General features: G+C 61.2%; 8 protein-coding genes. 5 read left to right on the forward strand and 3 right to left on the reverse strand.

The genetic code is table 11. The features are described from left to right. Nucleotides 1-663 (forward strand): AMP-binding enzyme (locus ACYVDE_RS04075; RefSeq protein WP_460500181.1); only part of this gene is annotated, 663 nt, incomplete at its 5' end. 149 nt (nt 664-812) lie between these two features. After that, the gene (acs, locus tag ACYVDE_RS04080; protein ID WP_460500182.1) at nt 813-2,723 is read left to right on the forward strand and encodes an acetate--CoA ligase; all 1,911 of its coding nucleotides are present in this window, start codon (nt 813-815) and stop codon (nt 2,721-2,723) included. Between the two features lie 54 nt (nt 2,724-2,777). Here acs and ACYVDE_RS04085 read toward each other — a convergent pair whose 3' ends face one another. Beyond that, entirely contained in the window at nt 2,778-4,262 is a 1,485-nt protein-coding gene (locus tag ACYVDE_RS04085; RefSeq protein WP_460500184.1) for an exonuclease domain-containing protein, read from the reverse strand. A gap of 147 nt (nt 4,263-4,409) precedes the next feature. After that, a complete protein-coding gene (locus ACYVDE_RS04090; protein WP_460500185.1) occupies nt 4,410-5,603 on the reverse strand; it encodes an AI-2E family transporter in 1,194 nt (397 codons plus the stop codon). Between the two features lie 199 nt (nt 5,604-5,802). Between ACYVDE_RS04090 and ACYVDE_RS04095 the strand changes: the two genes are divergently transcribed. The 3 genes from ACYVDE_RS04095 to ACYVDE_RS04105 all read left to right on the forward strand — a co-directional run bounded on the left by ACYVDE_RS04095 (nt 5,803) and on the right by ACYVDE_RS04105 (nt 12,355). Continuing rightward, nucleotides 5,803-7,761, forward strand: coding sequence for a DNA topoisomerase IV subunit B (locus ACYVDE_RS04095; RefSeq protein ID WP_460500186.1), 1,959 nt, complete (start codon nt 5,803-5,805; stop codon nt 7,759-7,761). Between the two features lie 456 nt (nt 7,762-8,217). Next, the gene (locus tag ACYVDE_RS04100) at nt 8,218-11,187 is read left to right on the forward strand and encodes a DNA gyrase/topoisomerase IV subunit A (protein ID WP_460500187.1); all 2,970 of its coding nucleotides are present in this window, start codon (nt 8,218-8,220) and stop codon (nt 11,185-11,187) included. 217 nt (nt 11,188-11,404) lie between these two features. After that, nucleotides 11,405-12,355, forward strand: a complete 951-nt coding sequence (locus tag ACYVDE_RS04105) for a tetratricopeptide repeat protein (RefSeq protein ID WP_460500188.1) — start codon at nt 11,405-11,407, stop codon at nt 12,353-12,355. Between the two features lie 46 nt (nt 12,356-12,401). Here ACYVDE_RS04105 and ACYVDE_RS04110 read toward each other — a convergent pair whose 3' ends face one another. Further along, complete coding sequence (locus tag ACYVDE_RS04110; RefSeq protein ID WP_460500189.1) at nt 12,402-15,014, reverse strand: T9SS type A sorting domain-containing protein; 2,613 nt, start codon at nt 15,012-15,014, stop codon at nt 12,402-12,404. Nucleotides 15,015-15,574 lie beyond the last annotated feature (560 nt).

A 15,574-nucleotide genomic window follows, 5' to 3' on the forward strand; every position in this document is an offset into this window, starting at 1 on the left:
CACCCCGTGCCCGGCTACGACGTGCAGATTCTGGACGAGGCTGGCCAGCCCGTGCCCGCCGGCACCACCGGCTTGGTGGCGGTGCGACTGCCGCTGCCCCCCGGCTGCTTCCCCACGCTCTGGCAGGACGACGAACGGTACCAGGATTACCTGCGCACCTTCCCCGGCTACTACCTCAGCGGCGACGGCGGCTACCGCGACGCCGACGGCTACACCTACATCATGGGCCGGGTCGATGACGTTATCAACGTGGCCGGGCACCGCCTCAGCACCGGCGAAATCGAGGAGATACTCGCCGCCCACCCGGCCGTGGCCGAGTGCGCCGTGCTGGGCCTCGCCGACCCCCTCAAGGGCCAGGTGCCCGCCGGCCTGGTGGTGCTGAAAGACGGCCAGACGATAGGAGAGGAGCAGCTCGAAAAGGAGCTAGTCGCGGCCGTGCGCGCCCGCATCGGCGGGGTAGCCTGCTTCCGGCAGGTGCTGGTGGTGAAGCGCCTGCCCAAAACCCGCTCTGGCAAAATCCTGCGCAAAACCCTGCGCCAGCTGGCCGACGGCGAAGACTTCGCCATGCCCGCCACCATCGACGACCCGCTCATTCTCGATGAAATCCGCGCCGGCCTAGCCCGCCGTGGGCTGGGTCAGGCCTTCACTACCGAACGACTGTAGAGACGCGACACTTCGCGTCTCGGCGTTGAACGACTCACGTTGAACAGCAACAGCTAACGGCCAAACTCTCACAGACCAAACAACATCAGCAACAATTAGACGCAAAATATTGCGTCTCTACTTCTAACTTAAAACCCCTTCAAAACCCCATGCACTCCCGCATCCGCACCCTCGAGCAGTACCACGCCGATTACAAGCAGTCCGTTGAAGACCCCGACGGCTTCTGGGCCGGCGTGGCCGAACCCTTTACCTGGCGCCGCAAGTGGGACACCGTGCGCAGCGGCGAGTTTTCGCCGGCCGGCGAGAGCAAGTGGTTCGAGGGCGCCCGCCTCAACATCACCGAGAACTGCCTCGACCGTCACCTGGCCCAGCGCGGCAACAAGCTGGCGCTCATCTTCGAGCCCAACGACCCCAAAACCCGCCACCTGCGCCTGACATACCGCGAGCTCTACCAGCAGGTCTGCCAGTTCGCCAACGTGCTGCTGAACAACGGCGTGGAGAAGGGCGACCGCGTCATCATCTACCTGCCGATGATTCCGCAGCTGGCCATTGCCGTGCTGGCCTGCGCCCGCATCGGGGCGGTGCACTCGGTGGTGTTTGCCGGCTTCTCGGCCACCGCCATCGCCGACCGCGTGAACGACGCCGACGCCCACTTCGTCCTCACTGCCGATGGCCTGAACCGCGGCCCCAAGCAGATTCCGGTGAAATCGGTGGTGGATGAGGCCCTGCTGACCTGCCCCGGCGTGCGCCGCGTGATTGTGGTGGAGCACCTGGGCTGGCCCGTGAACATGCAGGAAGGCCGCGACGTGTGGTTCCACGACGAAGCCAAAAGTGCCGCCCTGACCTGCCCGGCCGAGGAAATGAAGGCCGAAGACCCGCTGTTCATCCTCTACACCAGCGGCAGCACCGGCAAGCCCAAGGGCGTGGTGCACACCACCGCCGGCTACATGGTGTGGGCCGACTACACCTTCCGCAACGTGTTTCAGGTGGAGGAAAACGACGTGTACTGGTGCACCGCCGACATCGGCTGGGTAACCGGCCACTCGTACCTACTCTATGGCCCGCTGCTGGCCGGCAGCACCTCGCTGCAGTTCGAGGGCGTGCCCACGTACCCCGACGCCGGCCGCTTCTGGGAGGTGATTGACAAGCACAACGTCACCATCTTCTACACAGCGCCCACGGCCATCCGCAGCCTGATGGCCACGCCTTTGGATAACGTGCTGAGCTATTCGCTGAGCAGTCTGCGCGTGCTGGGCTCGGTGGGCGAGCCCATCAACGAGGAAGCCTGGCACTGGTACCATCAGCACGTGGGCAAGGGCCGCTGCCCCATCGTGGATACCTGGTGGCAGACCGAAACCGGCGGTATCATGATTTCGGCCCTGGCTGGCATCACGCCCAGCGTGCCCGCCCGCGCCGGCCTGCCGCTGCCCGGCGTGCAGCCCGTGCTGCTAAACCAGGACGGCTCCGAAATCGAAGGCAACGACCAGGAGGGCTACCTCGCCATCAAGGCCAGCTGGCCGGGCGTCATCCGCACCACCTGGGGCGACCACGAGCGCGCCCGCCAGACCTATTTCCAGCCCTACCCGGGCTACTATTTCACCGGCGACGGTGCCCGGCGCGACGAAAACGGCCTCTACCGCATCATCGGCCGCGTCGATGACGTGATTAACGTTTCGGGCCACCGCTTTGGCACGGCCGAAATCGAAAACGCCATCAACCAGAACGAGCACGTAGTGGAGTCGGCCGTGGTGGGCTACCCGCACGACGTGAAGGGCCAGGGCATCTACGCCTACGTCATCTGCCAGGAAGGCCTGCCCAAAACCGCTTCCGAACGCAGCCAATGGGAAGCCAGCATCATCGAGACCGTGGTGGCCGAAATCGGCAAAATTGCCAAGCCCGACAAGATTCAGCTGGTGAGCGGCCTGCCCAAAACCCGCTCCGGCAAAATCATGCGCCGCATCCTGCGCAAAGTGGCCGAAGGCGAAACCAGCAACCTCGGCGACGTAACCACCCTGCTCGACCCGGCCGTGGTGGACGAGATTCTGGCGGGGAAGAAGTAATGATTGCCCAAATCCAAAAAAGGCGGCCCGGGATTTCCCGGGCCGCCTTTTTCATTACCCAAATACCTTAATCTTCTCGCCTTTGCGCTTCACGCGCAGATGGTTCCGGATAATCTGCTGAATGTCCTTATTGTCGGTGTACTCCTTAATCACCTCCCGGAAATCGGCCAGCTTGCGCGCCGAGAACGTTTCGTCCACGTAGCCGAAACCGCGGTAGCGGCCGTTCTCCACCAGCACGATGCTCTTTTCCAGCTCGGTGCGGCCCGGGCCAATTACCACGAAGCTCTCGTGCTCGTAGCTGATGGAGTCGATGGCCTCGTCGACCCGCGCGTTGTAGCTCTCGGGCGGCTCCTGGCCCACGCAGGCACCCTGGCAGCGGTGCACCTGGTAGTCGAAGCATGGCCCGGTGGTTTTATACAGCCCGCACAGCTTCTGGCAGAGGTTGTACTTGGCCACCTTGTGGTACAGGAAGCCCTGCGCCTTGTACTGGTTACCCAGCGCGATGATGGGAATTTCGGCGTTGCGCGCGTCGGCCCGGCCGTAGGCCAGCACCTTGTAGCCGTCCTCATTCGTGCGCAGGTAGATGCCCGCCGGAAATACCGAGCGCCTCTGTGCCCGGTTATACGCCGGCTTCATCTGCTTAATGAGGTGCGACTCATAAAGCAGCGCCACCAGTTCCGAGCCGGTCAGCTCCCAGGTGATATCGGCAATCGAGTTCTTAAACTCCAAGCTCTTGCGCGATTTAACATCAATGGCAAAGTGCTGCTGAATGCGCTTGTAGATGTTGATGGACTTGCCCACGTAAATCACCTCGCCCGCCTCGTTGTGGAAGTAATACACGCCTGTGGCCTGCGGCAAATTGGCTACCACCGACGCTGGCAGCAGCGGCGGCATCAGCGCTTCTTTAATGGCCGTTTGCACGGCGGCCACGCGCTTGGGCGAGGGCTTCTTGGTGCCATCAGGCTTGCGGCCGGCGGGGGCCAGGGCATCGACGCGGGCCAGGGTGTGGCTGGTATCCTGGCCGTGGGGCAGGTCGTCGCTTTCGTTGGTAATCGTCAGCAGCTTGCCGAAGAGCAGGGCCGTGGCGTGCGCGTCGCCGGCGGCGCGGTGCCGCCCTTCCAACGGGATGCCAATATTCTGACAGAGCTTGCCCAGGCTGTAGCTCGGCTGGCCCGGAATGAGGCTGCGCGAAAGGCGCACTGTGCACAGCGTTTTGCGCGAGTAGTTGTAGCCCAGGTCGGCAAATTCCTTTTTCAGAAACGAGTAGTCGAACCGCACGTTGTGGGCCACGAACACGCAGCCTTCGGTCATTTCCACCACCTTGCGGGCCACTTCGTGGAACTTGGGCGCGTCGCTCACCATGTCGTTGGTGATGCCGGTGAGCTGGGTGATGAACGGCGGAATGGCCCGGCCGGGGTTGAGCAGCGTGGCGTATTCATCGACGATTTTTTCGCCGTCGTGAATGTAAATGGCAATTTCGGTGATGCGGTCCTGGGTGGGCTGCCCGCCGGTGGTTTCAAGGTCGATGATGGCGTACAAAGCGGCGCGGAAGTTAGTCGAGAGCTAAGCTAACAGATTTAGTCTGCCAGAAGGTTGCGTGGAAGTAGCGCGGACTTTTAGTCCGCGAGTTATGGTGACGAAAAATCCGTGCGGCCAGCCTTTGCCACCGCGGACTAAAAGTCTGCGCTACATCTTCTTCACCATCCGCCAGAACTTCCCAAAAAAGCCTAACTGCGGCATGGGCCGGTGCAGGTGGCTTTCGTCTAAATCCGACACATCGCCCAGCAAAAAGCCCCACGGCTCCAGGCTCTTATTTGCATCAAATACCACCTTCAGCACCGCCACCAGCGGAATGCTCAGAATCATGCCTGCCGTGCCCCACAGCTCGCCGCCGAGAATGAGGGCGATGATGGCGGCCATCGGGTTGATGCTCACTTTTGAGCCCGTTACCATCGGGGTGATGAAGTTGCCTTCCAGAAACTGCACGAACATGAATACGCCAACTACAGCCGCCGCCCGGGCCGGCGAGCCGGTTTCGACCAGCGTAACCAGCGCCGGAATGCTGGCCCCAATCATGATGCCGATGTAGGGAATGACGGCCAGCACCGAGGCGAACGCGGCGAAGAAAATGGCAAATTTCACGCCCAGCAGCAGCAAGCCGATGGCGTTGAGGACGGCTACAATCACGATGACTGTGAGCAGGCCCGAGATGTAGGCCTGCACCACGTTCTGGATGTTATCGAGCGTTTGCAGCACACCGGTGCGCTTGTCGGGGCTCACGAAGCGGAACATGAACTGCCGCATGTGGTCGCGGTAATACAGAAAGCAGAAAATGTAAATCGGTACCAGCGTGAGCACGCTCAGCACGCCGGCGGTGGTGCTGAGCGTGCTGCCCAGGTAGCCGCCGGCCGACTTCTTGAACGACTTCATCGACTTCTCAATCAGCTCGTCCTTGCTCATCACGTCCATGCCGAAGCGCTGGTGCGCCCATTGCTGGGCCTGGTCGAAGAGCACAATCAGTTTTTGCTGCAGAAGCGGAAGCTCTGTACGCAGCTCCATCAGCTGCGAGCCAAACAGCACTATCAGGCCCGCGATGGCCAGCACCATCACCAGCAGCGCCGCAATAATGGCCAGTACGGACGGCCAGCCCCATTTTTCCAGCCGCAGCACCAGCGGCAACAGCAGCACCGAGAGCAGCGCCGCAAAAAATAGCGGCAGCAGAATACCATCGAGCTTATGTAGCACGAATACCAGTAGCGAGGCCCCAATCAGCAAAAAAGTATAGCGGATGATTGGGGCTTGCTGCACTTCGGCCGGGGCGGTGTGCGGCACGGCGGTGGGGGTGCGGGTGCCCGCGCGGCTGATTAAATGTGGGAACATGGGCAAAGAATGGGAGTTAGGCAAAATGCGGCAGGGCCAGTGCCTGCAAAAGCCGGGCTGCGGGCGTGAACCCGAAGCCCGATGGCCGTGTTGCGAACTAAGAAAATTAGTGCGCCGATACTAAGCAAGCTGGCAATAAAGCTTGCCCTCGCGCGTATTTCTGCGTTATTTTACCCCAAAACTGGAATACAGTTGTCCGATGAACGACGAATTACTGACCGACGCCCCGCAAACCCTCCCGAAAGCCGCTGACCACGGCTATAACGAAGACAGCATCCGCTCGCTCGATTGGCGCGAGCACATCCGCCTGCGGCCCGGCATGTACATCGGCAAGCTCGGCGACGGCTCGGCCTACGACGACGGCATTTACGTGCTGGTGAAGGAAGTTATCGATAACTGCATCGACGAGCACGTGATGGGCCACGGCCGCACCATCGACATCAAAATTTCGGACAGCCGCGTGCAGGTGCGCGACTACGGCCGCGGCATTCCGCTGGGCAAAGTGGTCGACGTGGTGAGCAAAATCAACACCGGCGGCAAGTACGACAGCAAGGTGTTTCAGAAGTCGGTGGGCCTCAACGGCGTGGGCACCAAGGCCGTGAACGCGCTCAGCAGCCACTTCCTGGTGCAGAGCGTGCGCGAGGGCGTGATGAAGGCCGCCGAGTTCTCGCAGGGCCAACTCACCGCCGACCCCAAGCCCCAGAAAACCAGCCAGCGCAACGGCACGCTCATCACCTTCCAGCCCGACGACACGATTTTCCGGAATTACCGCTTCATCCCGGAGTACCTCGAAAGCCAGGTTCGTAACTATTGCTACCTCAACGCCGGCCTCACCATCCACTTCAACGGCCAGCGCTACGAGGCCAAAAACGGCCTGCTCGACCTGCTGCAGGACAAAACCGACCCCGAAGCCCGGCGCTACGACATCATCCACCTGAAGGGGGAGGACATCGAGATGGCCATGACGCACGGCAACGACTACGGCGAGGAATACTACTCGTTCGTGAACGGCCAGTACACCACGCAGGGCGGTACTCACTTGGCCGCCTTCCGCGAGGCCGTGGTGAAAACCGTGCGCGAGTTTTATAAAAAGGACTACGACGCTTCCGACGTGCGCAGCAGCATTGTGGGGGCCATTTCGGTGCGGGTGCAGGAGCCCGTGTTCGAGAGCCAGACCAAAACCAAGCTCGGCTCCATCAACATGGAGCCCGAGGGCAGCGACGGGCCCGTGCGCCCGGTGCGCAGCTTCATTGTCGACTTCGTGAAGGAGCACCTCGACAATTACCTGCACAAGAACCCCGCCGCCGCCGAAGCCCTCAAAAAGCGCATCGAGCAGAGCGAGCGCGAGCGCAAGGACATGGCCGGCGTGAAAAAGCTGGCCAACCAGCGCGCCAAAAAAGCCAACCTGCACAATCGTAAGCTGCGCGACTGCCGCTTCCACCTGGGCGAAAACGCCAAGGACGGCGCCGAAAAGGAACCGCTTACCACGCTCTTCATCACCGAGGGCGACTCGGCGTCGGGCTCCATCACCAAGAGCCGCAACGTGGAGCTGGAGGCCGTGTTCAGCCTGCGCGGCAAGCCGCTGAACTGCTTCGGACTGAAGAAGAAAATTGTGTACGAAAACGAGGAGCTGAACCTGCTGCAACACGCTCTCAACATCGAGGAAGGCATCGAGGGCCTGCGCTATAACCGCGTAGTCATCGCCACCGATGCCGACGTCGACGGCATGCACATTCGCCTGCTGCTGCTCACGTTCTTCCTGCAGTTCTTCCCCGACCTCGTGCGCAACGGCCACGTGTTCATTCTCGAAACGCCGCTGTTCCGCGTGCGCAACAAGAAGGAAACCATTTACTGCTACAACGAGCAGGAAAAGCAGGCGGCCATGCGCAAGCTGGGCCGCAACCCCGAAATCACCCGCTTCAAAGGCCTCGGAGAGATTTCGCCCGACGAGTTTGGCAAGTTTATCGGCGAGAATATCAAGCTGGAGCCCGTCATTCTGCAGTCGGACCGCAGCATTCAGCAGGTGCTCACCTACTACATGGGTAAGAACACGCCCGCCCGCCAGGAATTCATCATCGAAAACCTGCGCCTCGAAAAAGACCTCATCACTTCCGACGTGCTGCCCGTCGCCGAGGTGCCCCTCGAAGACCTGGCGTAGCGTGCCGTTTGCGCCGCCAATGATTGATGGGAAAGGATTTATGGCCTAAAAGCACGGCTCAAAATGCCCTGAAAGACCTTGGATACTTGCACGGATAAAAAACGTGTGTACTTTTGCATTGTCGGCTAGGGGTAGACTAGTCGACATATTCCACGGAAAAGCCCGCGCCTTTGGTGCGGGCTTTTTTGATGGACACCCTGGCGACCGCGTTTTCGTGGGGCCGAGCCACCCGGCCAGCTTGCTAATAACTATTTTATTTAGCTTGGAAGTGGGCAGGGATTTGTCGAAATTTGGGGCGTGGCTGCTGTTTTGAGTTGGCCGGCGGGCGCACGGCTGTTGGCAGTTCGCTAATAAAATTGGGAACTTTCCTGCTGGCCCTTGCCTTAGTTTTCTTGCGCTCCGCGCCGATTCCGGTACTTTTGATGGCACTCCGCCGTCTTCATTCGTTTTCCCTACGTGGCTACTACTGATACCCCCGCTTCCGACGCGCCTGACCAACACTATCTGCAGCCCGGCGACTCGGTAGATTTCGACCTTTCGGCTTTCTCGCCCGCCGCCGATGCCGATGCGCAGGAGCCGGTCATGCCCGACGAAGCCGATGACAGCGCCGGCCCGGCCGCCGAAACCGACGATGCGCCGCTTTCGGCCGACCTGTTTGGGCAAGTGCCGGTAGCGGCTGCCACCGAGCCCGCGCCGGCCGACGAACAAACCGAGGAGGAGCCCAAGTTTGCCCCCGGCGAAACCATTCACGACGTAGCCACCGTGCGTGGCATGTACCAGAACTGGTTTCTGGACTACGCCTCCTACGTGATTCTGGAGCGCGCCGTGCCGGCCATTGAGGACGGCCTCAAGCCCGTGCAGCGCCGCATTCTGCACGCCATGAAGGAGATGGACGACGGCCGCTTCAACAAGGTGGCCAACGTTATCGGCCAGACCATGCAGTACCACCCGCACGGCGACGCCAGCATCGGCGACGCCATGGTGAACCTGGGCCAGAAAGACCTGCTCATCGAAACCCAGGGCAACTGGGGCGATGTGCGCACCGGCGACGGCGCCGCCGCACCCCGCTACATTGAAGCCCGCCTGAGCAAGTTCGCCCTCGACGTGGTGTTCAACCCCGACACCACCGAGTGGCAGCTGAGCTACGACGGCCGCAAGCGCGAGCCCACCACGCTGCCCGTGAAATTCCCGCTGCTGCTGGCGCAGGGCGTGGAAGGCATTGCCGTGGGGTTGAGCACCAAGATTATGCCCCACAACTTCCGCGAGTTGTGCGAGGCCAGCATCGAGGTGCTGAAGGGCCACGACGTGCAGCTGTTTCCGGACTTCCCAACCGGCGGCCTGTGCGACGTAACTAACTACAACTCGGGCCTGCGCGGGGCGCGCATCCGCCTGCGGGCCACCATCGAGAAGGTCGACAAAACCACGCTCATCATCCGCGACATTCCCTACGGCACCACCACCACGGCGCTGATGGAGAGCATTGTGAAGGCGAGTGAGGCCAACAAAATCAAGATTAAGAAGGTGGTCGACAACACGGCCGCCAACGTCGAGATTCAGGTACAGCTGCCGGCCGGCGTGAGCCCCGACCTCACGATGGACGCGCTATACGCTTTCACCGACTGCGAAATTAGCCTCTCGCCCAACACCTGCGTCATTATCGACGAAAAGCCGCGCTTCGTGGGCGTGGAGGACGTGCTGCGGCAGAGCACCCGCGCCACGCTGCGCCTGCTGGAGCGCGAATTGGAAATCCGGCAGGACGAGCTGGGTGAGAAGTGGCACAACGCCTCGCTGGAAAAGATTTTCATCGAGAATCGCATTTACCGCAAAATCGAGGAATGCGAAACCTGGGAGCAGATTCTCGATACGATTGACAAGGGCCTGCGCAAGTTTGTGCGCATCGAAGGGGAGAAGGCCAAGGCCGATGACCCGCGCATCGTACTGCGCCGCCCGCTCACGGAGGAGGATTTTACGCGCCTCACCGAAATCCGCATCAAGCGCATTTCGAAGTTCGACGGCTTTAAGGCCGACGAGTATCTGCAACGCCTCACCGACGAGCTGGCCGAAGTGGCCGACCACCTGGCCCACCTCACGCGCTACGCCATAAACTACTTCAAGGGCCTGCTGAAAAAGTACGGCGCGGGCCGCGAGCGCAAAACGCTGCTCCGCACCTTCGACGTAGTGACGGCCCAGAAAGTGGCCATCGCCAACCAGAAGCTATACGTGAACCGCGCCGACGGCTTCGTGGGCTACGGCCTGAAGAAGGACGAAAAAGCCGAGTTTGTGTGCGACTGCTCCGACCTCGACGACATCATTGCCATCAAGCGCGACGGCACCTTTGTGGTGACGAAAATTGCCGAGAAGACCTTCGTGGGCAAGGACATCCTGCACGCCGGCGTGTACAATAAGAACGATGACCGGCTGGTGTACAACATGGTGTATCTCGACGGCGCCTCGGGCATCTCGTTCGCCAAGCGCTTCCTTGTTTCGGGCATTACGCGCGATAAAACGTACGACCTTACGAAAGGCACCAAGGGCACCAAAACGCTGTACCTCACGGCTAACCCCAACTCGGAATCGGAAGTAGTGAGCGTGCAGCTGTCGGACAAAGCCCCGGCCCGGGTGAAGCAGTTCGACTTCGACTTTGCCGATTTGGCCATCAAGGGCAAGGGCTCGATGGGCAACATCGTGACCAAGCAACCCATCAAAAAAATCACGCAGAAGTCGGTGGGCGACAGCACGCTGGGCGGCCGCGAGGTGTTTTTCGACAGTGTAGTGGCCCGCCTCAACCACAGCGGCCACGGCCGCTACCTCGGCACCTTCGACACCGACGAAACCATTCTGGTGGTGTATAAGGACGGCTCCTACGAGCTGAGCGCGCCCGACCTGAGCAAGCACTTCGACCTGCCTAACATCGTGCTGCTGCGCAAGCTGGAGCCCGACACGGTGCTCAGCGCCGTGTACCTGGATGGCGAGACGAAGATTCACTACGTCAAGCGTTTTAAAATCGAAACCAGCACGCTCGATAAGCGCTTCCTGTTCATTTCCGAAGCCAAGGGCTCGAAAATGCTGGTAGCCACCGCCAACCCCGAGCCGCTGGTGGAAGTGAAATTCCAGAAGGACAAAAAGGCCGAGAAGGAAGCCGAGAAAGTTGCCCTGCACGAGTTTATCGACGTGAAAGGCTGGAAGGCCATGGGCAACAAGCTCACCTACTTCCGCATCAACGGTCTCGACCTGCTCACCGATGAAGGCCCCGAGCCCCAGCGCCGCGAGGTGAAGAAGCGCGTGGTTGCCGCCCCCGTTGGCAAGCCCACCGACGCGCCCGCTGCCCCGGCCGAGCCCACCGGCCCGGTCGACATTACGGCTGAAGACGTGGCCCGCGCCCAGGAGCTGCTGAAGCGCCCCAAGGCGCAGCTTGGGCTGTTTTAAAAAGGCTAAGTACCCCGAAATTTTATTTCGGCTCGTGAGAACGGCGAAGTTCTTGCGGCCCGAAATGAAATTTCGGGGTACTCTGTCTTCCACCATTCCGAACCACGCACGAGGCTGCCCGTTTGCGGGCCACCCTGCTTATTTTGCTGTCATGCCCGTCAGAACTTGGTTAATGATGCCTTGCATAGCCCGGTTTTCGGCCGGGTGCGGGGCCGCTATGGCCTTGCTGCTGGGGGCGCCCATATTGCCGGCGACGGCCCAAATCTGGTCGCGCACCGCTTCCAAACCAGCAGGTAGCAAGCCGGAAACCGTGGGTCGGGTGCCGGAGCCGCCGGCCGACCCGCCGGCCGTGCGAACTAAGCTTTTTCAGGCTGCGGCTTTGGCCAACCAGTTTAAGGAGTCGGAGGCATTGGGGGTGTATCAGGAAGTCCTCAAAATAAACCCGCAGCACTACCTGGCCCTGTGGCAGGCTGCCGTGCTGAGCGTTCGAATTGGGGGGCGTTACACCGATGAAACGCGAAAATCAGCTTATTTCGACGCAGCACGCCAATACGCCGACCGCGCCCTGGCCCTACGCCCCGAAGGCGGCGAAAGCAATTATGCCGTAGCGCTGGCCTTGTTCAGCCAGGCTACTCTCTACAAAGCCGGCGCACGACTGGAAGCCTTCCGCGACCTGCGGTCGCACGTGTACCTGGCCACCCAGCACCGGCCCGACCTGGCCGAGGCGTGGCAGTTGCGGGGCCGCTGGCAGTATCGGTTGGCGCATTACAACGTGCTCGAGCGTCTCTACAGCAAGCTGGTGCTGGGTGGCGTGCCCAGTGGCGGCGACAGCCGCGAAGCCATGGCCGACCTTGAAAAAGCCCTGGCGCTTGCGCCTCAGAACCTTGCCCTGTATTACGACTTGGCGCGCATGTATAAGTACCAGGGCCGCCGCCGCCGGGCCATTGCCACGCTGGAAGCCGCGCAGAAAATCGCGCCCATCACAAGCGAAGACCTGGTAACCCTGCGTCTCTGTTCCAAGATGCTTCCCCCGCTGCTGCGGGCCGATGCCCGCCGTCAGCGGCAACGCCTGCGATTAGGCAAAAAAGCCAAGCCCCCGGTCGAAGCCCGGCCGGTGAATACCTCACCCATACCGGTTGCCGACGGCCCGGCCACGAAAAAGCCCTGATTGGTACTACCAATCAGGGCTTTTTCGTGGCCGGGCCAGTACGCGCTTAGTGCTTCGTGACGCGGCGGCTGGTTTGACGGCCCGCTTGGTTCAGCACCAGCGTGTAGTTGCCAGGAGCAATGGAGGCGGGCACCGTGATGCGCAGCGACCCACTGGTTGGCTGAACCGTGGTGCTGAATACCCGGCGGCCCAGGGCATCGGCGAGGTACACGGTGGCGGGCGTGCGGGTGGCAGTTGTACCCAGGTCGAGGTTCAGCTCACCTACAAACGGGTTAGGGTAGGCCGAAGTGAACAGGTCGGCCGCCGAAGGCTTGGCGGCCAGGCCGGTGGCCGAATACAGCACGTCGGTCGTGAACAGGCCCCGGCCGTGCGTGGCGGCGGCCACCACTTGGTCGCCCGGGCGGTAGCGCAGCATGTCGACGCGGACGTTTATCACCCCGCTGCTGGCCGGAGCCCATACCGTCGACGAACCATTCAGCTGCTCGGTCGAGTAAACTCCCATTTCAGTAGCCAGCATGGCGCGGGCCGTGTTTTTGGGGTCGAACAATGCCCAGCGTACGGGCATGTCGGGCAGGCCTCCTTCTACGTTAGTCCAGGTCGGATTGAGCGAATCGGCATCGCGGGTTTCATACACGCTCACGATGCCATAGTTCGAATACGTAACGAGAATGTGTTTCTCGTTGGTGGGGTCGATGGCGATGCACGACACCGAAGTGCCGGCCGTACCGGTGCGTAGCCCGCGCACAACGGGCGTGGTCGTGTGGGCGCTGTCGATGAGCAGTACGCGGCCCGAGTTGGTGCCCACGTAAATGCGCTTGCGCGTGAGCGGTGACACCGTGATGTGCGTAACCCGACCCGCGCCAATACCCAGGCTCGGCGTGATGGTTGCGGGGGCGGTAGCGGTAGCGTCGCCAGCGTTGGTCCAGGCTAGGTAGCCATCGGTATTATGGCAGGCGTACAGAATATTGGCTTGGCTGTCGTAGTCGAACGGGTTGATGAACGAGCCAGCCGACGAGCTGAGGTTAAAGCTCGTGAAGCTGTTGCCTCCGTTTAGCGACCGGCGGTACTGATTGTATACGTAGCTGGTGAATTGCACCGTGGGGTTATCCTGGTCGATGGCGCACAGGCCCCCGTCGCCGCCGGTAACCATGGTTGTGGTATTCACACCCGCCGTGGTAAAGCGTTGCGAACCATTGTCTTGGGCGCCAGCCAGGAAATAGTTGAAGTTGGTCGGGTGCATGGCCACCGCATAGAACTGCGTCACGTTGAAGCCGTTGTTGCGCTGGCTGAAGTTCGGTTGGTTCGTATTGCTGATGGAAGCATCGCCCGAGTAGGCCACGCCGCCATCACTGCCGAAGAACGCCTTGTTGGCCGGAGCCACCGTGGTGGGCACAAAGGCAATGGCGTGATGGTCGGCGTGCACGTAGTAGGACTGCGTAGTGGCCACGTTCCAAGCCGATTCGTGGTCCCACACCACGCTGTCGGCGCGCGTTTTGCCGGCATTTTGCGTAAACCACAAATCAAGTCCGCCCACGTACAATGCGTTGGCATCGGCCGGCGACACGGCGGCGGCCAGGTCGTACCAGCTTTGCCCGTTGGTGAAATCAAAATTGGGGTTGGTAGTCGTGGCACCGGGGCGTGCCATCACTACCCAAGTGTTGCCTTGGTCCATCGACCGGTAGATGTTCAGCAGGGGGTAGCCCGAAGCCGACGACTGAAACAGCGCGTAGATGCGGTTGGCATCGGAAGGAGCGCACGCGAGTTCGATGCGCTGGTACCCGGTAGTGGGCAGGCCCGAGCCCGTGAGCGTGTTCAGCTTGGTCCAGGAGCCGGCGTCGCCGGTTGTGGAGCGGTAGATGCCATCGGTGGAGAAAATACCCATGGACACGAACAAGGTATTATCGGCAGCAATTTCGATATCGGCCACACGGGAGGTAGCCGTAGCCGGGCTCACGTTGGTGGCCAGTACGGCCGTCCAGGTGCTGCCACCGTTCTGGCTGCGAAACAGGCCATTGCGGGTGGCGGCATATACGTCGCCCGTCACCGGATGAACCAGGATTTTCTGAACGTAGTAGAAGTTGCTATTGCTGGTGCTGGCCAGCTGCGTCCAGGTGCTACCGCCATTGGTCGATTTCCAAATGCCGGCGCCCTGAATGGCGTCGGCGTTGAAATACCCCTCGCCGGTGCCGCAGTACAGAACCCCGGGCTGCGAGGCTGGTCCCGCCGCAATCGTCGTCACCGCCAGATTGCTCAGGTAGGAGTTCACGTTGCTCCACTGAATGTTGCTGGTCGTGGCATTGGTGGCCTTCCACAGGCCCCCGCCGGCCGCACCGGCCCACAGGGTGTTGCCGCTGGCATCGGAAGGGTCCACCAGCAGGCCCAATACCCGGCCGGCTACGTTCGAAGGGCCCCGCTCGGTCCAGGTAGCGTTTGCAATGGCGCCGGCTGCCGGGCGTTGGCCGGCCATCTTGGCCAGCATAGCCTCATTATAGCGCACGGCATCCAGCAGGCGCTGCCGCGGTACCAGTCCGGTTGCCGGGTCGCGTGTGAGCTCGGCATCTTGTTCCAGCGCCAAGTCAGGCCGGTCGGCAAACACCCGGTCGCCATCGTTCTCGTCTTCCTCCTCCTCACCCTCTATCAACCGCTCCAGATGAGCCACGCTGCGGCCTCCGCCGGATGGCTGGGCCAGATAAAATGAGCCTGAGTAAATTAGGCCAATCAACCCGGCCGCGAGCCCTAGGCGCAGCCGGTTTGCTGAGAAAACATGCTTCATGTGAAGTGATAAAGTGGCAAATGAATAGTGCTTTACAAAACTACCGCAGCAGCGTGAGTTGCGGATGATTTCTGGGACGGAAAAAAGAATAATTTTTTAACCAGAAATACATGACATTCTTCACCCGTGCGACGGATATGGTTGGGTAGCCCCGGTGTGTTCTTGCAGAAGTAAAACGGCCGCAATTCCGTTCCCGGCGGCACATTGTCGGACGGCTACTACTTTTGAAAATCGTTACCCATCGCCTCATGCTTCGTTTCTGCCGCTTTTCTGTGCTGTTAAGCATCTTAGCCGGCTGCCAATCCACCCCCGCCGAGCGGGCCGATACCCTCATCGACCTGGCCACCGTGCAAAGCGGCCCCCGCGTGCAAGCCGATGAGCTGAACGGAGCCATTGCGCGCGAGCCTCGCAACACCACGCTGCTGGCCCGGCGGGCCAGCCTGCGC

The sequence above is a fragment of the Hymenobacter agri genome, from assembly GCF_054778495.1.